This is a genomic window from Sulfitobacter aestuarii, from assembly GCF_042685005.1.
GTDB classification, from domain to species: Bacteria; Pseudomonadota; Alphaproteobacteria; order Rhodobacterales; family Rhodobacteraceae; genus Sulfitobacter; species Sulfitobacter aestuarii.
Window position 1 is genome coordinate 114,479 of the sequence record NZ_JBHUMP010000002.1, and the last position, 17,096, is coordinate 131,574.

Here is a 17,096-nt window from a genome sequence, read left to right on the forward strand (position 1 = left end):
GAATGTGGCGCGACATGGTTAAGCCCCGGTTAACGGCAACCGGCGGAGACGATGGGGCTCAGGCCGGAACTCGGGCTGCCATGGCTTCGGCGAAACGCTCGAACAGGTAATAGCTGTCCTGCGGACCGGGGCTTGCCTCCGGGTGGTGCTGCACCGACCAGACCGGGCGGCCATCGACGCGGATGCCGCAGTTGGACCCGTCAAAGAGCGAGACATGGGTTTCGATCACGCCCTCGGGCAGGGTTTGTGCATCGACCGCGAAACCGTGGTTCATCGAGGTGATCTCGACCTTGCCGGTATCGCGGTCCTTGACCGGATGGTTGGCGCCGTGATGACCATGGCTCATCTTGGTGGTCTGCGCGCCGAGCGCCAGTGCCAGCATCTGGTGGCCAAGGCAGATGCCGAAGACCGGCAGGTCGGTCTTGTCGAGCACATCGCGGATCATCGGCACCGCATAGGCGCCGGTCGCCGCCGGATCGCCCGGACCGTTGGAAAGGAACACACCGTCGGGCTGATGCGCCATGATGTCCTCATAGGTGGCCGTGGCCGGCAGGACCGTCACCTCGCAGCCCGCCGAGGCCAGGCAGCGCAGGATATTGCGCTTGGCGCCGTAATCCACCGCGACGACCTTGTGCTTGGCTTGCGTCTGCTCGGCATGGCCCTTGGGCCAGGCCCACCGCATCTCGTTCCAGCGGTAGCTCTGGGCGCAGGTCACGTCCTTGGCAAGGTCCATGCCTTCGAGACCGGCAAAGCCGCGCGCCCTGGCGACCAGCGCCTCCACGTCAAAATTGCCCTCCGGATCATGGGCCAGCGCGGCATGGGGCGCGCCCTGTTGACGGATCGCCCGGGTCAGGCGGCGGGTGTCGATGCCGCCGATGGCGATGCGCCCGCGTGCCGCCAGCCAGTTCGACAGCGGCTGCACGTTGCGCCAGCTGCTCGGGTCGGTCGGCATCCATTTGACCACCATACCCGCGGCGACCGGATCGCCGGTCTCGTCATCCTCGGGATTGGTGCCGACATTGCCGATATGCGGGAAGGTGAAGGTGACGATCTGCCCGGCGTAGGACGGATCGGTCATGATTTCCTGATAGCCGGTCATCGCGGTGTTGAAGCACAATTCGGCGACGGTTTCCCCGGTGGCGCCGAAGCCCGTACCGTAGAATATCGACCCGTCCGCGAGGACGAGGCAGGCGGTCGGGCGGGGGTGAGCGGGCGCGGGCATGGGGCAGCCTCCAGCAGGATGTGGGTGGATAAACGGGGGCAACCTAATCCTGCGGGCAGGGAGGGTCAAGACATTGCGCGAAATGAGATTTCCTTGTCTGTCAATGATTTACCGCAGGTTGCCCCCCATTGCGCGCGGCGGAGTGAAACGGTAAGGTCCAAGCCTCACGCTGCCAGAAGGATGTTTTCCTGCCATGACTTTGCGCCTCCGCATTTCCGATGCCCTGAAACAGGCCATGAAGGACAAGGACGCCGACCGTCTGTCGACCCTGCGCCTGATCAATGCCGCGATCAAGGACAAGGACATCGCCGCCCGCGCCACCGCCAACGAGGAGGGCGTCGGGGAAGACGAGGTGCTGGCGATCCTCGGCAAGATGGCCAAGCAGCGGATGGAATCGGCCCGCGCCTATGAGGAGGGTGGACGGCTCGACCTCGCGGATCGCGAGCGCGAGGAAATCACGGTGATCGAGGAATTCCTGCCACGCCAGCTCGACGCGCGGGAAGAGGCGGCGGCGGTCGATGCGGCGATCGCCGAGATCGGTGCCACGTCGATCCGGGACATGGGCAAGGTGATCGGGCTGCTCAAGGGCAAATATACCGGACGCATGGATTTCGCGAAGGTCGGGCCGATGGTCAAGGAACGGCTGAGCGGCGGCTGACGCCGGAGCGCGCCCGGCGATCGGGCGGCGCGCGCAGGTCAGGCGCCGGGGGCTGTCTGCCCCCGGACCCCCGAAGGTATTTGTGGTCAGAAGAAGGCGGCGGCCTCAAGGGCGCAAATGGCGCTGCAGATCCTCGAAGAGGGCGATGCGCTCTTCCTCGCTGAGGAAGGCGCCGATCTCGACCTCGCGGCCCTCGCCGCGCAGGGTGACGTAATGCGGCACCGGGCCGTCCTCTTCGTATTTATGCACCGTGACCCAGTATCGGTTGCATTGCCAAGTCTTCAGCGACCCGTCGGGGGCGCGCTGGCTGAGACGGGCCTGGTCCGCGTCGAGCGTCAGGATTTCCTCGATCTGCCGGGCGTGCCGGTTGCGCCGCAGCGCGTAATAGATGCCACCGACCGCCATCAGCACAAAGGGCAGCAGCCCCCAGAGCAGCACGGTGCCGAGCAGCGCCAGCACCGGGATCAGGATCAGGATGAACGTGGCGAGGATGAACCCCGCGAACCCGCGGGGTGGCAGGGATTGATGGGGCCAGAGGCGCATCTCCTGTCGGGCGGCGCGTGGCGGGGTGATCCAGTGATAGGGCATGGGGCGGTCCGGGGCTTGTGAACCCGCGAGAAGGGGCGCCGGTGCTGCGCTCGTTTCCGGAGGCCGCCCCGGGGCCGGGGCGGCCGGCAGGATCAGCCGTCGTATTCGACGAGCAGGTCCTTGGCGTCGATCTGGGTGCCGGCCTGTACATGCACGGTCTTGATCACCGCGTCGGTCTCCGCATGGATGCCGGTCTCCATCTTCATGGCCTCAATGGTCAGCAGCAGGTCGCCTTTCTTGACCTTTTGCCCGGCCTGGGCCGCGATCGAGGCGACGACGCCGGGCATCGGCGCGCCGACATGGGCCTCGTTGCCGCTCTCCGCTTTCGGGCGCTGGGCGGTGGTGGCCTTGACCAGACGGTTCGGCACCCGGATCGTGCGGGGCTGGCCGTTGAGTTCGAAGAACACCTTGACCTCACCGTCTTCGCCGGTCTCGCTGGTGGTCTGCATGCGGATTTCCAGCGTCTTGCCGGGGTCGATCTCGGCTGCGATCTCCTCGCCCGGTTCCATGCCGTAGAAGAAGCTGCGGGTCGGGAGGCTCCGGACCGGGCCGTATTGGCGGTGGCGGCCCATGTAATCGAGGAAGACCTTGGGATACATCAGGTAGCCGCAGAGATCCTCGTCGTCGATGGCACGGCCTTCGAGCTCCTTTGACAGCTCCGCGCGGGTCGCTTCCAGATCGACCGGCGGCAGATGCTTGCCGGGGCGTTCGAGATTGGGTTTCTCACCTTTCAGCACCTTGTCAAGGATCGGCTTGGGGAAGCCGCCGGGGGGCTGGCCGAGATTGCCGCGCATCATGTCGATCACCGAGTCGGGGAAGGCGACATCGACATTCGGATCTTCGACCTGGGCGCGGGAGAGGTTCTGGCTGACCATCATCAGGGCCATGTCCCCGACCACCTTGCTCGAGGGCGTGACCTTGACGATGTCGCCGAACATCTGGTTCACATCGGCATAGGTGCGCGCCACTTCGGGCCAGCGTTCGGCGAGGCCGAGGGAGGCGGCCTGGGCCTTGAGGTTGGTGAATTGCCCGCCCGGCATCTCGTGGAGGTAGACCTCCGAAGAGGGCGCCTGCATGCCGGTTTCGAAGGCTCCGTATTGGCTGCGCACCGTTTCCCAGTAATCGGAGATCTCGCGGACCGCCTTCATGTCAAGCCCGGTGTCGCGATCGGTGTGGCGCAGCGCCTCGACCACCGAGCCGAGGGTGGCCTGGGAGGTGTTGCCGGAGAGCGCATCCATCGCGCAATCCACCGCATCGACCCCCGCTTCGGAGGCGGCGAGGATGGTGGCGCTGGCAATGCCGGCGGTGTCATGGGTGTGGAAATGGATCGGCAGGCCGACCTCGGATTTCAGCGCCTTGATCAGCACCCTGGCCTGGGCCGGTTTCAGCAGGCCGGCCATGTCCTTGAGTCCGAGCACATGGGCACCGGCGGCCTTCAGCTCCTTGCCCATCTTGACATAATATTTGAGGTCGTATTTGGCGCGGTCGGGATCGAAGATATCGCCGGTATAGCAGATCGTGCCTTCGCAGACCTTGCCGGCGTCGATCACCGCATCCATGGCGACGCGCATGTTTTCGACCCAGTTCAGGCTGTCAAAGACCCGGAACACGTCGACCCCGGTCTTGGCGGCGGTTTCGACGAATTTCTGCACCACGTTGTCGGGATAATTGGTGTAGCCGACGCCGTTGGAGGCGCGGAGCAGCATCTGGGTCATCACGTTGGGCAGGGCGGCGCGCAGGTCGCGCAGACGCTGCCAGGGGCATTCCTGCAGGAAGCGGTAAGCGACATCGAAGGTCGCCCCGCCCCAACATTCCACCGAGAAGAGCTGCGGCAGGTTGGCGGCATAGGCGGGCGCGACCTTGATCATGTCGATCGAGCGCATCCGCGTGGCGAGCAGCGATTGGTGTCCGTCGCGCATCGTGGTGTCGGTGATCAGCAGCTGGCGCTGCTGGGACATCCAGTCGGCCACTGCCTGCGGGCCTTTCTGCTCCAGCAGGTTGCGGGTGCCCATGCGCGGCTCGGCAAGCGCCTGGGGCGGGCGCGGATCGCGGGCCATGGCGGGGCGCGGGTGGCCCTTGGTCTCGGGATGGCCGTTGACGGTGATGTCGGCGAGATAGACCAGTACCTTGGTGGCGCGGTCCCGGCGCTTCCTGAACTGGAACAGCTCGGGTGTCTCGTCGATGAAACGGGTGGTGTATTCGTTGTTGAGGAAGGTCGGGTGCTTCAGCAGGTTCTCGACGAAGGCGATGTTGGTGGAAACGCCGCGGACCCGGAATTCGCGCAGGGCGCGGTCCATCCGCGCGATGGCCATTTCAGGCGTCGGCGCCTTGGCGGTGACCTTGGTCAGCAGGCTGTCGTAATAGCGGGTGATGACGCCGCCCGCGTAGGCCGTGCCGCCGTCGAGCCGGATGCCGAGACCGGTGGCAGAGCGATAGGCGGTGATGCGGCCGTAGTCGGGAATGAAATTGTTCAGGGGATCTTCGGTGGTGACGCGGGTCTGCAGGGCGTGGCCGTTGAGTGTGATCTGATCCTGTCCGGATTTCCCGGTGGCCTCGGCCAGCGACTTGCCCTCGGCGATCAGGATCTGGGCTCGGACGATGTCGATACCGGTGACCTCTTCTGTCACCGTGTGTTCGACCTGCACGCGCGGGTTGACCTCGATGAAGTAGAACTTGCCGTCGTTCATATCCATCAGGAATTCGACCGTGCCGGCACATTCGTAATTCACATGGGCGCAGATCTTGCGACCGAGCTCGCAGATTTCCTTGCGTTGGGCGTCGCTGAGATAGGGGGCGGGTGCGCGTTCGACGACTTTCTGGTTGCGACGCTGGACCGAACAGTCGCGTTCGAACAGATGGTAGATATCGCCCTGCTTGTCGCCGAGAATCTGCACCTCCACATGCCGGGCGCGGGTGATCATCTTTTCCAGATAGCCCTCGCCATTGCCGAAGGCGGCCTCGGCCTCGCGGCGGCCCTCGCGGACCTTCTCCTCGAGCTCGGCCTCACCGTTAATCGGGCGCATGCCGCGGCCGCCGCCGCCCCAGGAGGCCTTGAGCATCAGCGGATAGCCGATCTCGGCGGCCTCGGCGCGGATCGCGTCCATGTCATCACCGAGCACTTCGGTCGCCGGAATTACCGGCACGCCCGCCTCCATCGCGACGCGGCGGGCACTGGCCTTGTCGCCTAGCGCCCGCATGGTTTCGGCGCGCGGCCCGATGAAGGCGATGCCGTTGTTTTCGCAGGCATCGACGAATTCGGGGTTTTCCGAGAGCAGCCCGTAACCTGGGTGGATCGCGTCGGCGCCCGACGCCTTGGCGACGCGGATCATCTCGTCGATCGAGAGATAAGCGGCGACCGGACCGAGCCCCTCGCCGATCCGGTAGGCCTCGTCGGCCTTGAAGCGGTGCAGACCGAGCTTGTCCTCCTCGGCAAAGACCGCGACCGTCTTCTTGCCCATCTCGTTGGCGGCGCGCATGATGCGGATGGCGATCTCGCCGCGGTTGGCGATCAGGATCTTGCTGAAATTGGTCATTACGGTCCCCTCCTCCTCGGATTTGGCGTCACTTTAGGGATGCCGCAGTGCAGCGCAATACCGAGAGCGCCGAAAGCGGGGGAAATCCCGACAGATCCCCGCCGGGGGCGTGATTTTCGCGCTGCGAAACAGGAATCATCGCTGCGGGACCACCGGGGCCGCCTGGAGATCGAATGGCGCGGGCAGATCGCGCAGGCTGCGGGCGCCGAGCTGGCCCATGTTGGCAATCATGTCCCGGGCGAGCAGGTCGATCAGATGGTCGATGCCGCGCGGTCCCAGCGCGGCAAGCGCAATGTGAAAGGCGCGGCCCAGCATCACGAAATCCGCTCCGAGCGCCAGGGCGCGCAGGATGTCGAGTCCGGTCTCGATGCCGCTGTCGAAGATCAAAGGCAACTTGGTGACGGCGCGGATCCGCGGCAGGGCGGCGATCGCCGCCGGAGCGGCGTCGAACTGGCGACCGGCATGATTGGAGATCCAGAGCGCATCGACCCCCGCCGCCGTGAGGGGCGCGGCGTCCTCCGGGCGCAGAACGCCCTTGACGATCAGCTTGCCGGGCCAGGCATCGCGCAGCCAGGCGAGGTAATCATGATCCGGCGCGGTGCGCAGCAGATAGCCGACATGGGCATTTGACGGCAGCGGCGCCGCGGCCGCTTCGCTGGCATAGGGGGCGAGCGTGACCATGCGGGGCAGACCGCGCCGCGCCATGCCGAGCGCCCATGCGGGGCGCTGCACCACCTGCGCGAGCAGGCGCGGCGTCAGTCGCGGCGGGCTGGTGAGGCCCGAACGGGTCTGGCGTTCCCGGCGCGAGGCGACCGGCACATCGAGGGTGAGGACCAGCGTGTGAAATCCGGCGACTCGGGCCCGGTCAAGCAGGTCGCGGCGGATTTTCGGATCCCGCGGCGGGTAGAGCTGGAACCAGCCCTGGGCCCCGAGATGCGGCGCGATGTCCTCGGGGCTGCGGGCGGCGACGGTGGACAGTCCATAGGGGATTCGATGCCGCGCGGCGGCGTGGGCCAGGTGGATTTCGGCATCGGGCCAGATCAGGCCCGACATGCCGATCGGGGCAATGCCGAAGGGCAGCGGGAACTCCGCGTCAAGGAAGGGGGTGGTGAGATCCGGGGTGAATTCGCCATGCAGGATCGAGGGCATCAGCCCGACCCGGTCGAGGGCTGCGCGGTTGCGCGCCTTGGTGGATTCGCTGCCAGTGGCCGAATCGAGATATTCCCAGACGAAACGCGGCAGACGGCGCCGGGCGCGGCGGCGCAGATCGCTCAGGTCGGGATATCTCGCGTGCAGGTCCATGGCGGCATTTGTCCGCAGGGGGGAGGGTTTGTCCAGCGTCGGACCGGGGGCCGACCCCCGGACCCCCGAGGTATTTTCGGTCAGAAGAAGCCAGGGAACATCCGTGGAACACGGCTTTCACTTCCGCGTCTTTGCCGCTAGATTGGGCGAATGAGCAGTTTTGATGAGATGGACGCCTTCGAGGGCGCTTCGCTGTCCGCCCGTGCCATGGCGGCGCGGCCACAGCCCTACCTGGACGGGTTGAACCCGGCGCAGCGCGCGGCGGTCGAGCAGATGGACGGGCCGGTGTTGATGCTGGCCGGAGCAGGGACCGGCAAGACCAAGGCGCTGACCGCGCGGATCGTGCATTTGATGAACACCGGCCGGGCGCGGCCCAACGAGATTCTGGCGGTGACCTTCACCAACAAGGCCGCGCGGGAGATGAAGGCCCGGGTCGGGCAAATGCTCGGCCAGCAGGTCGAGGGGATGCCCTGGCTCGGCACCTTTCATGCGATCTCCGTCAAGCTGTTGCGCCGTCATGCCGAGCTTGTCGGGCTGAAGAGCAATTTCACCATCCTGGACAGTGACGATCAGCTGCGGCTGCTCAAGCAGCTGGTGGCGGCCGAGGGGATCGACGACAAGCGCTGGCCCGCCCGGCTGCTGGCCAATATCATCGACGGCTGGAAGAACCGGGCGCTGACGCCGGACAAGGTACCGGCCGCCGATGCGGGGGCGTATAATCACCGGGGCGTGGCGCTCTATGCACAATATCAGCAGCGGCTGAAGGAGCTCAACGCTACCGATTTCGGCGACCTGCTGCTGCATATGGTCAGCATTTTCCAAACCCATGGCGATTTGCTCGAACAATATCAGCGCTGGTTCAGGTATATCCTGGTGGACGAATACCAGGATACCAACGTGGCGCAATATCTGTGGCTTCGGCTGCTGGCGCAGGGGCATCGCAATATCTGCTGCGTGGGCGATGACGATCAGTCGATCTATGGCTGGCGCGGCGCCGAGGTGGGCAATATCCTGCGGTTCGAGAGCGACTTCCCCGGTGCCCATGTGGTCAGGCTGGAGCAGAATTACCGCTCGACCCCGCATATCCTAGCCGCCGCTTCGGGGGTGATCGCCGGGAATGAGGGGCGTTTGGGCAAGACGCTCTGGACCGAGGCCGAGGGCGGCGAGAAGGTGCGGCTGATCGGCCATTGGGATGGAGAGGAGGAAGCGCGCTGGATCGGAGACGAGATCGAGGCGATGCAGCGCGGCACCCGGGGGCTGTCGGCGATGTCGCTCGAGTCCATGGCGATACTCGTGCGGGCCTCGCATCAGATGCGCGCCTTCGAGGACCGGTTCCTGACCATCGGGTTGCCATACCGGGTGATCGGCGGCCCGCGGTTCTACGAGCGGCTCGAGATCCGCGATGCCATGGCCTATTTCCGCGTGGTCACCAGCCCAGACGACGACCTGGCCTTCGAGCGGATCGTCAACACGCCGAAACGCGGTCTGGGCGACAAGGCCCAGCAGAAGATCCAGGTCACGGCGCGGGAACATGGCGTCAACCTGGTCGAAGGCGCGCGGATCCTGCTCGCGCATGACGGGCTCGGCGGCAAGGGCGGGGCGCAGCTGCGGCGGTTGATCGAGGGGATCGATCGCTGGAGCGCGATGACCCGCGGCCCGCTGCGCGCGCGCGACCTTTCGGACGACGCGGTGATCGATGGCGCGCCCGGGGAAACCGAGCTGGAATATGCTCCGCCGGAGACCAGCCATGTGGAGCTGGCGCAGATCATCCTCGACGAATCGGGCTACACGGGCATGTGGCAGAACGACAAGACGCCGGAGGCGCCGGGGCGGCTGGAGAACCTGAAGGAGCTGATCAAGGCGCTGGAGCAATTCGAGAACCTGCAGGGATTTCTCGAGCATGTCAGCCTGATCATGGATAATGAGCAGGAGGGCGAGGGGGCCAAGGTCAGCATCATGACCCTGCATGCCGCCAAGGGGCTCGAATTTCCCGCCGTGTTCCTGCCGGGCTGGGAGGACGGTCTCTTCCCGTCGCAGCGCAGCATGGATGAATCCGGGGTCAAGGGGCTCGAGGAGGAACGGCGGCTCGCCTATGTTGGGATCACCCGGGCCGAGGAGATCTGCACGATTTCCTTCGCCGCGAATCGCCGGGTCTTCGGGCAATGGCAGAGCGCCATGCCCTCGCGGTTCATCGATGAGCTGCCCGAGGCCCATGTCGAGGTCCTGACTCCGCCGGGGCTTTATGGCGGCGGTTATGGCGCGGCAATGCCGCAGAGCAACCTGCATGAGGCCGCGGCGGAGGCGAATGTCTATAATTCGCCGGGCTGGCGCCGGTTGCAGGCGCGTTCGGGTGCTCGCGGCATGAGCCAGCCGAAGGAGAGCCGCAACGTGACCATCGACATGTCGGCGGTCAGCGCCTTCACCATGGGCGAGCGGGTGTTCCATCAGAAGTTCGGCTATGGCGAGATCGTCGGGATCGAGGGCGACAAGCTGGAAGTCGCTTTCGAGAAGGCCGGGACCAAGAAGGTCGTGTCGCGCTTCCTGAGTGCCGGGAACGACGTGCCGTTCTGAACGGTCGCGCAGTTCCTCGTTGGGCAGCGTTCGACGCCCCCGGCGCGGCGATCGTCCCCCAAACGTAAAACGACGACACCTTGGGAGGAAGGTGCCGCCGTTCTATGCGCTGACCAAGACGTCAGGGAGGGTGCGTCTTGGGGCGTCGGGGTGAGCACCCTCAGGGAGGAGGAGAAGGATGCCGGCCCCGGTACAGGCGCGCGTCAGGGAGGAGGATGCGCGCCCGATCTGAATTCTGTCGTCGTGCGCGTTCAGCGCTTAGCGGCATCCCAGGAGACGCGGCGCAGTTCGCAACGGTTCAGGCCGAGATCGGCCAGCTCACGGTTGCTCAGCGCGCTCAGACCTTCGAATGTCTCGCGGTACATGCGGTGCTGCTTGTAGCGGGTCGCCAGCTTTTCAAAGGCCGTGCCAATGCGGGCGAAGAAGGAAGGGGTCGTTGCGGATGTGTTCATATATGCCATCTGGGCACCTCGTTTCATGCGGCTTCGTTTGTTTCTTGACGCCTAGATAAGCTTTTGCTGCAGATGCACAATGGACGTGTCGGCAAGGCCGTTATGCGTTTTCTGCATGGGAGGAAGATCCGGTAAGATGTTTTCTTGAAACGAAAAAATTCCGCCGTGGCAAAGCCGGGCAGGGCGGGGTCATCGAGGGGAGGAGTAAGCGGCGACATCAGGGAGGAGGAGGATGTCGCCGCCAATAACAGACATTCCCGGGAGGAGGATGGGGCCGTCTGATCCGTTTCGAACATTGCCGTCTGGCCTGTTCGTTGAGCGGTATTTGGTCCTTTCGCCGCAAATGCACAATGGAGCTTTTTGCAATGCTGCTATGCAGCATGAACATGGGCCGCGGGCTGGACCTTCGCGGCTGGCCGGGCGGGGGTCGGACTTGTGATTTGTGCAAAACCTGCCATGCATCATGCAATGATTTGTAAGGAGAAGCTCATGTCCGTCACCAAGGCCGATGTCGAAGCGGCGCTGGCCCGGGTAATGATGCCCGATGGCCGCAACCTGCTCGCCCATGACCTGATCCGCGCGCTCAATGTCGAGGGCAGCGTGGTGCGCTTTGTCATCGAGGCGCCGAGCGCCGAGATCGCCCAGCAGATGGGACCCTTGCGGGATGCGGCGGAGAAGGTCGTCGCCGAACTGCCCGGGGTCAGCGCTGCGCAGGTGGCGCTGACAGCGCATGCGCCTGCCGCGAAGCCGCCGAGCCTGAAGGTCGGTGGTCATCCGAAACCGCAGGAAGGCCCACTCAAGCCCGCAGGCGTCAAGCGCATCCTGGCAATCGGCTCGGGCAAGGGCGGGGTCGGCAAATCGACTGTGAGTTCCAACCTCGCGGTGGCGCTGGCCCGGGTGGGGCGCAGGGTCGGGTTGCTCGATGCGGATATCTACGGGCCGAGCCAGCCGCGGATGATGGGGGTGAACAAGCGCCCGGCCTCTCCGGACGGCAAGACGATCATCCCGCTCGAGGCCCATGGCGTGACGCTCATGTCGATCGGTTTCATGATCGAGGAGGGCAAGGCGGTGGTCTGGCGCGGGCCGATGCTGATGGGGGCGTTGCAGCAGATGCTGGGGCAGGTGCAATGGGGGGAGCTCGACGTGCTCATCGTCGATCTGCCGCCCGGCACCGGGGATGTGCAGCTCACGCTCTGCACCAAGACCGAACTCGATGGCGCCATCGTCGTCAGCACGCCGCAGGATGTCTCGCTGATCGACGCGCGCAAGGCGCTTGACATGTTCGGAACGCTGAAGACCCCGGTGCTCGGTCTGATCGAGAACATGTCGCTCTTTGTCTGTCCCGACTGCGGCAGCGAGCATCATATCTTCGGTCATGGCGGCGTCGCGGCGGAGGCCGGGAAGCTGGGCGTGCCATTGCTCGCCAACCTGCCGATCGATCTGGAGACCCGTCTGGCGGGGGATGAGGGCACCCCGGTCGCGACCGGGACGGGCCCGATGGCAGAGGCCTATGCCAGGCTCGCCGAGACCCTGATCAAGGACGGCAAAGCCTGAACCGGGCCTCTTCGGCGCCGCTCATGAGAGCGGGCGGCGCTGGACCAGGTGACCATAGAGCGTGGTCAGAACGCTGATGAAGATCAGTCCCTCCACGAGATAGGCAAGCGTCCCGAGCGCGATGCCAAATGGCGTTGCCGGTGTCACGAGCAGGGCGATCCCCGCCGAGATCAGCGAATTGATCACCAGCAGCCACAACGCCAGCCAAAGCAGCGGCAGTGCGGATGGTGCCGTCGTCTCCCAGCTCTGCCGGATCGTCATCGTCTCGCCGAGCGCGGCGGCGGGAAGAATGACGCTGAGCCGAAGCGCGACCCAGACGAAGAACACCGCGGCAAGGATGCCGAGCAGGGAGACGGGCATGCCGCTGGCGCCGAATGCCGAGATCAGGAAGATCACCGGGATACTGATCGCCATCTGCACCAACCCGACCAGGATCGCTCGCCAGATATAGGAGAGCACGATGCCGCCGTCCGGACGCAGCTGCTCCGGCCCGTCGAGCAGCACATGGCGGTGCCAGAGGATCGCCACCAGCGCATAGCCGAGCAGTGCCAGCACGGCGAGCAGCAGTCCGGTCAGCATCTTGCCGGGGGTCGGCAGGACGAGGGATTCCGGATCCTGGGCGGAGAGGGCGAGAAAGTCGGGCGCGACGGTAGCCGCGGCGATGCTCGCGCCACCGAGCAGCACCAGGGCTGGCTGCAGCACGCGCAGGGTGGTAGCGGGCTCATGGACCAGCATCCGCAGGGCATGGATCAGGTAGGCTAGGCTCTCGCGCATGGATGCGGCTCCGTGATGGTGTCGCGCGGTTGTGGCTTCTGGCGCTGCAAAGGGCAAGACAGGGCGGCACGGGAAAAGACGGGACGCGGTACGGGAAAGCGTGGGACCGGAGGTGAGATAGCCCGGGAATGGCCCGGCGCAGGGGAGAGCGATTCGGCAAATTTCCGCATTTCGTGGGGCGTTCTCGGGTCACACTCCTTGAAATTCGCGAGGCCGCACAGGTGGCGCGAAGAACATGCAACGAACATGACCCTGTGGATAAAATTGTGCATGAATTAAACTGGGAAATCATGGCACATTCGACACGACTTTGATCTGACACCATATCTATTTCATTCACTGAAGTTCATCACCATATATGCCAATTGTCCCGGAATTTTGTCCACCAGATGTTGTTCTACAAGGATGTGCAAAACTAAATATTGCGGGTTTGAGAAAAATTAAATGTTGCCGCCCATCAATTCCCATGGCATCCCTAATGCATCGGATGAGAACGGGACACGGGGCAACAAACGACCCCAAATACAAATCAAAACCTAGCAGGTTTCATACAGGCAACTCGGTTTCATCAGACCAAAGAGATCCGGCGCGCGGGCGAGCAGACATCCCCCCAGGTGGCGCGCGCAGTCGGACTTCCCCGCCAACGTGCGGGACGAGGGCGGCGGGTTGATCAGTGGCAGCAGATCAACCCGCCGTTTCCATATCCGCAGGGCGGCATGGATGAGGCGAGGCTCGTGAGCGACAGGACAGCATCGAACACGACAACAATAGCGTAACGAGGCGCAGGCAGGGACAAACAGGTGAGCCGCAGGTTCAGAGGCGAAAGCCATCACAAGGTCGATGCGAAGGGGCGGGTGTCTATCCCGGCCTCTTTTCGGCGTGTGCTGGAGGCCGGTGATCCGAATTGGCAGAGCGGCGACAATCCCGAACTGATCATCGTCTATGGCGATCACCGCCGCGATTACCTTGAATGCTACACGATGAAGGCGATCGACGAGGTCGATGCCAAGATCGACGCCCTGCCGCGCGGCTCGATGGAGCGCAAGATGCTGCAGCGGCTGTTCCACGGCCAGTCCTTCCCGACCAATGTCGATGAGACCGGCCGCCTGGTCCTGCCCGCCAAGCTGCGCCAGAAGATCGATCTCGAGGGCGAGGCCTTCTTCATCGCCGCCGGTGACACATTTCAGATCTGGAAGCCCCGGACCTATGATACGGTCGAACGCGCCCGCGAAGAGGAATGGCTGGACGAGCTGCCCGATGATTTCGACCCGCTAATCTTTCTGGACGGCAAGCCCGGGGAGTAATAACGATGGTCGATCCGCAAACCCCTGAACCCGAAACGCCGCACAAGCCGGTCCTCCTCGGCCCGATCCTCAAGGCCATCGCGCCGGTGCGGGGTGTCTGGCTCGACGGGACCTTCGGTGCCGGGGGCTATACCCGGGGCCTGCTCGATGCCGGGGCCGAACGGGTGATCGCGGTGGACCGCGATCCGCTGGCATTCGAAATGGCGCGCAGCTGGGCAGGGGGATATGGCGAGCGGCTCACCATGCAGCCCGGCGTCTTCTCGAAGATGGACGAATACGGTCAAGATCTCGACGGCGTAGTGCTCGACCTTGGCGTGTCCTCGATGCAGCTCGATCTTGCAGAACGCGGGTTTTCCTTCATGCGAGACGGGCCGCTCGACATGCGGATGAGCCAGGATGGCCCGTCGGCGGCGGATCTGGTCAATGGCGCGGAGGAAGAATTGCTCGCCAATATCCTGTTCCAGTACGGTGAGGAACGGGCAAGCCGGCGGATCGCGCGGGCGATCGTGCGGGCACGCGAAGAGGCGCCGATCACCCATACGCTGGAGCTCGTGAAGCTGATCGAGGGCTGCCTCCCACGGCAGAAGCCCGGACAGAGCCATCCGGCTACCCGCAGCTTCCAGGCCCTGCGCATCGCGGTCAACGATGAATACGGCGAGCTGTTCCGCGGACTCATGGCGGCAGAGCGGGCGCTGAAGCCGGGCGGGCAGCTGGCGGTGGTGACCTTCCATTCGGTCGAGGACCGGATGGTCAAGCGCTTCCTCACCGCGCGGGCCGGGGCCGGGGGCAATGCCAACCGCTTCGCGCCCGAAGTGCCGCAGGAGGCGCCGCAATTCCGCATCGAGAAACGCAAGGCCATCGGCCCGGACGCCGAGGAGCTGGCAGAGAACCCGCGCAGCCGTTCGGCCAAGTTGCGGGTCGCGATCAGGACCGATGCCCCGAGCGGCACGGTGGATGGCAAGTCGATCGGCATGCCGATGGTCAGGGGGCTCTGAAATGATGCGCACCGTGCTTTACATTCTCACCACCTGCGCGGTGGTCGGGCTGGCCTTCTGGGCCTACCGCGAGAATTACGCCACCCAGCAGGCGCTGAGCGAAGCGGACAAGCTCCACGCCAATATCCGCGGCGCCCATACGCGGCTCGCGGTCCTGCGCGCCGAATGGGCCTATCAGAACCGCCCGGACCGTTTGCGTGACCTTGCCGACATCAATTTCGACCGGCTCGGGCTGCTGCCCCTGCATCCCGACCAGTTCGGCCAGGTCGATCAGGTCGCCTATCCCCCTGTCCCGGAGCTGCCGATCGTCGACCCGGTCGATGTCTCCACGATGAATGCCGAGGAAGATCCATTATGATCCGCACGCCGTTGCGCCCGCTGGCGCGTATCCTCGAAGCCCGGCAGCGCGGCGAGAACCCGGATGCGATCGAGCGCGAGAACAAGCGTATCCGCCACGAGCAGATGCGCGACGCGGCGCGCCAGCGGGCCGAGGGGCGGTTGCTGGTGCTCGGCGTGTTTTTCTTCTGTGCCTTTGCCGTGGTCGGCGGACGCATGGGGCTTCTGGCCACCACCGAGCCGACAGAACCGCGTGCCCATGCGCCGGGCGCGGTGATCTCCGCCACCCGTGCCGACATCATCGACCGGCGCGGGAATATCCTCGCGACCAATTTCGAGACCCATGCGCTCTATGCGCAGCCGCGCCATATGGTCGATCCCGTCGCCGCGGCCAAAGGCTTGGTCAAGGTCTTTCCCGACCTTGATGAAGAGCGGCTGGTGAAGGACTTCACCGGCAAGCGCAAATTCCTCTGGATCAAGAAGAAGATCAGCCCGGAGCAAATGCAGGCCGTGCATGACATCGGCGATCCGGGCCTGCTCTTCGCGCCGCGCGACATGCGGCTCTATCCGAACGGCACGCTGGCCGCGCATGTCATGGGCGGGGCCAGCTATGGCAAGGAAGGCGTTCACGCCGCCGAGGTGATCGGGGTGGCCGGTGTCGAGAAATATTTCGACGATTACCTGCGCGATCCGGCCAATGGCGGCAAGCCGCTGCAATTGTCGCTGGATCTGACGGTGCAGGCGGCCTCCGAACGGGTGCTCTATGGCGGCATGAAGCTGATGAACGCCAAGGGCGCGACCTCGGTGCTGATGGACGTGCAGACCGGCGAGATCGTCAGCGTGGTGTCGCTGCCCTCCTTCGATCCCAATGACCGTCCGCGTCCGGCGGTGCAGGGGGATGCCTCCGACAGCCCGCTGTTCAACCGCTCGGTGCAGGGGGTCTATGAGCTCGGCTCGGCCTTCAAGATCTTCGCCGCCGCTCAGGCCGTGGACCTCGGACTGGTTACGGCCGACACGGTGATCGACACCGCTGGTCCGATGAAGGTCGGCGGGTTTAGGATCGGCGAGTTTCGCAACAAGAATTACGGCAAGCTGAGCGTTGCCGACATCATCGTCCAATCCTCCAACCGCGGCACCGGGCGCCTGGCGCTGCAGATCGGCGCCGGGCGGCAGCAGGATTTCCTGCGCAGTCTCGGTTTCTTCGAGGCGACGCCCTTCGAGATTGTCGAGGCTTCCGGCGGCAAGCCGCTGCTGCCCAAGCGCTGGACCGAATTGTCGAGCGTGACGATCTCCTACGGACACGGTCTGTCCTCGAGCCCGATGCATCTGGCGGCGGGCTATGCCGCGATTGCCAATGGCGGGCGCAAGGTGGCGCCGACGCTGATCAAGCAGGATGCGCCGCAGCTTGGCGAGCGTGTGATGTCCGAGCGCGCCGCCGCGGAAGCGCGGTTGATGCTGCGCAAGGTCGTGAAGGACGGCACCGCAAGCTTTGCCGAAGTGCCGGGCTACCAGGTCGGCGGCAAGACCGGCACCGCCGACAAACCGCGTCCCAATGGCGGCTATTACACCGACAAGGTGATCGCCACATTCGCCAGCATCTTCCCGGCGCATGATCCGAAATATGTACTGATCGTGACGCTGGACGAGCCGGTCGAGACTTCGGGGCCAAAACCGCGCCGCACCGCAGGCTGGACGGCAGTGCCGGTGGCTGCCGAGATGATCCGCCGGATCGCGCCGCTGCTGGGGCTGCGGCCCACAGTTGAACCCGTCGCCGAGGCTGTGCTAACGCTGACCAGCAACAACTGAA

At 64.9% G+C, this 17,096-nt stretch carries 13 protein-coding genes; 7 read left to right on the forward strand and 6 right to left on the reverse strand.

Features of this window, described 5'->3' with window-relative positions:
- Positions 1–58 precede the first annotated feature (58 nt).
- Positions 59–1,222 carry a glutamine-hydrolyzing carbamoyl-phosphate synthase small subunit gene (gene carA / locus ACFSUD_RS02890; protein ID WP_386371296.1) on the reverse strand — a complete coding sequence of 388 codons (1,164 nt, stop codon included), beginning with the start codon at positions 1,220–1,222 and terminating at the stop codon, positions 59–61.
- A 193-nt stretch (positions 1,223–1,415) separates the two neighbouring features.
- Between carA and ACFSUD_RS02895 the strand changes: the two genes are divergently transcribed.
- Complete coding sequence (locus tag ACFSUD_RS02895; RefSeq protein WP_386371298.1) at positions 1,416–1,880, forward strand: GatB/YqeY domain-containing protein; 465 nt, start codon at positions 1,416–1,418, stop codon at positions 1,878–1,880.
- Between the two features lie 105 nt (positions 1,881–1,985).
- Here ACFSUD_RS02895 and ACFSUD_RS02900 read toward each other — a convergent pair whose 3' ends face one another.
- From ACFSUD_RS02900 to ACFSUD_RS02910, 3 genes are all read right to left on the reverse strand, one after another.
- Positions 1,986–2,468 carry a DUF2244 domain-containing protein gene (locus ACFSUD_RS02900; RefSeq protein WP_386371300.1) on the reverse strand — a complete coding sequence of 161 codons (483 nt, stop codon included), beginning with the start codon at positions 2,466–2,468 and terminating at the stop codon, positions 1,986–1,988.
- A 92-nt stretch (positions 2,469–2,560) separates the two neighbouring features.
- Complete coding sequence (locus tag ACFSUD_RS02905) at positions 2,561–6,001, reverse strand: pyruvate carboxylase (RefSeq protein ID WP_386371302.1); 3,441 nt, start codon at positions 5,999–6,001, stop codon at positions 2,561–2,563.
- Positions 6,002–6,136: 135 nt separating this feature from the next.
- Positions 6,137–7,303 (reverse strand): alpha-hydroxy acid oxidase, encoded by a 1,167-nt coding sequence (locus ACFSUD_RS02910; RefSeq protein ID WP_386371304.1) that lies wholly within the window; start codon positions 7,301–7,303, stop codon positions 6,137–6,139.
- 150 nt (positions 7,304–7,453) lie between these two features.
- Between ACFSUD_RS02910 and ACFSUD_RS02915 the strand changes: the two genes are divergently transcribed.
- Positions 7,454–9,874, forward strand: a complete 2,421-nt coding sequence (locus ACFSUD_RS02915; RefSeq protein WP_386371306.1) for an ATP-dependent helicase — start codon at positions 7,454–7,456, stop codon at positions 9,872–9,874.
- Between the two features lie 251 nt (positions 9,875–10,125).
- Here ACFSUD_RS02915 and ACFSUD_RS02920 read toward each other — a convergent pair whose 3' ends face one another.
- On the reverse strand, positions 10,126–10,335 hold the full coding sequence (locus tag ACFSUD_RS02920; RefSeq protein WP_386371308.1) for a DUF1127 domain-containing protein: 210 nt from the start codon (positions 10,333–10,335) through the stop codon (positions 10,126–10,128).
- A 480-nt stretch (positions 10,336–10,815) separates the two neighbouring features.
- On the opposite strand from ACFSUD_RS02920, the gene ACFSUD_RS02925 reads away from it, so the two are divergent.
- Complete coding sequence (locus ACFSUD_RS02925) at positions 10,816–11,880, forward strand: Mrp/NBP35 family ATP-binding protein (RefSeq protein ID WP_386371310.1); 1,065 nt, start codon at positions 10,816–10,818, stop codon at positions 11,878–11,880.
- Between the two features lie 21 nt (positions 11,881–11,901).
- Here the strand turns inward: ACFSUD_RS02925 and ACFSUD_RS02930 are convergent, their stop codons facing one another.
- Entirely contained in the window at positions 11,902–12,654 is a 753-nt protein-coding gene (locus tag ACFSUD_RS02930) for a hypothetical protein (RefSeq protein ID WP_386371312.1), read from the reverse strand.
- An 800-nt stretch (positions 12,655–13,454) separates the two neighbouring features.
- Here ACFSUD_RS02930 and mraZ point away from each other — a divergent pair.
- From mraZ to ACFSUD_RS02950, 4 genes are read left to right on the forward strand one after another with little or no spacing between them, the layout of a single operon-like run.
- Positions 13,455–13,958, forward strand: coding sequence for a division/cell wall cluster transcriptional repressor MraZ (gene mraZ / locus ACFSUD_RS02935; RefSeq protein WP_386371314.1), 504 nt, complete (start codon positions 13,455–13,457; stop codon positions 13,956–13,958).
- 5 nt (positions 13,959–13,963) lie between these two features.
- Positions 13,964–14,953, forward strand: coding sequence for a 16S rRNA (cytosine(1402)-N(4))-methyltransferase RsmH (gene rsmH / locus ACFSUD_RS02940; RefSeq protein ID WP_386371316.1), 990 nt, complete (start codon positions 13,964–13,966; stop codon positions 14,951–14,953).
- 4 nt (positions 14,954–14,957) lie between these two features.
- Positions 14,958–15,311 carry a cell division protein FtsL gene (gene ftsL / locus ACFSUD_RS02945; protein WP_386371857.1) on the forward strand — a complete coding sequence of 118 codons (354 nt, stop codon included), beginning with the start codon at positions 14,958–14,960 and terminating at the stop codon, positions 15,309–15,311.
- The gene (locus ACFSUD_RS02950; RefSeq protein ID WP_386371318.1) at positions 15,308–17,095 is read left to right on the forward strand and encodes a peptidoglycan D,D-transpeptidase FtsI family protein; all 1,788 of its coding nucleotides are present in this window, start codon (positions 15,308–15,310) and stop codon (positions 17,093–17,095) included. Before ftsL ends, ACFSUD_RS02950 begins: the two co-directional genes overlap by 4 nt.
- Position 17,096 lies beyond the last annotated feature (1 nt).

Coding starts and splice junctions, on each gene's coding strand:
- carA (WP_386371296.1), bottom strand. CDS start 1,222: ATGCCCGCGCCCGCTCACCCCCGCCCGACCGCCTGCCTCGTCCTCGCG.
- ACFSUD_RS02930 (WP_386371312.1), bottom strand. CDS start 12,654: ATGCGCGAGAGCCTAGCCTACCTGATCCATGCCCTGCGGATGCTGGTC.
- ftsL (WP_386371857.1), top strand. CDS start 14,958: ATGCGCACCGTGCTTTACATTCTCACCACCTGCGCGGTGGTCGGGCTG.
- ACFSUD_RS02900 (WP_386371300.1), bottom strand. CDS start 2,468: ATGCCCTATCACTGGATCACCCCGCCACGCGCCGCCCGACAGGAGATG.
- ACFSUD_RS02905 (WP_386371302.1), bottom strand. CDS start 6,001: ATGACCAATTTCAGCAAGATCCTGATCGCCAACCGCGGCGAGATCGCC.
- ACFSUD_RS02910 (WP_386371304.1), bottom strand. CDS start 7,303: ATGGACCTGCACGCGAGATATCCCGACCTGAGCGATCTGCGCCGCCGC.
- ACFSUD_RS02920 (WP_386371308.1), bottom strand. CDS start 10,335: ATGGCATATATGAACACATCCGCAACGACCCCTTCCTTCTTCGCCCGC.
- ACFSUD_RS02915 (WP_386371306.1), top strand. CDS start 7,454: ATGAGCAGTTTTGATGAGATGGACGCCTTCGAGGGCGCTTCGCTGTCC.
- ACFSUD_RS02895 (WP_386371298.1), top strand. CDS start 1,416: ATGACTTTGCGCCTCCGCATTTCCGATGCCCTGAAACAGGCCATGAAG.
- ACFSUD_RS02925 (WP_386371310.1), top strand. CDS start 10,816: ATGTCCGTCACCAAGGCCGATGTCGAAGCGGCGCTGGCCCGGGTAATG.
- rsmH (WP_386371316.1), top strand. CDS start 13,964: ATGGTCGATCCGCAAACCCCTGAACCCGAAACGCCGCACAAGCCGGTC.
- ACFSUD_RS02950 (WP_386371318.1), top strand. CDS start 15,308: ATGATCCGCACGCCGTTGCGCCCGCTGGCGCGTATCCTCGAAGCCCGG.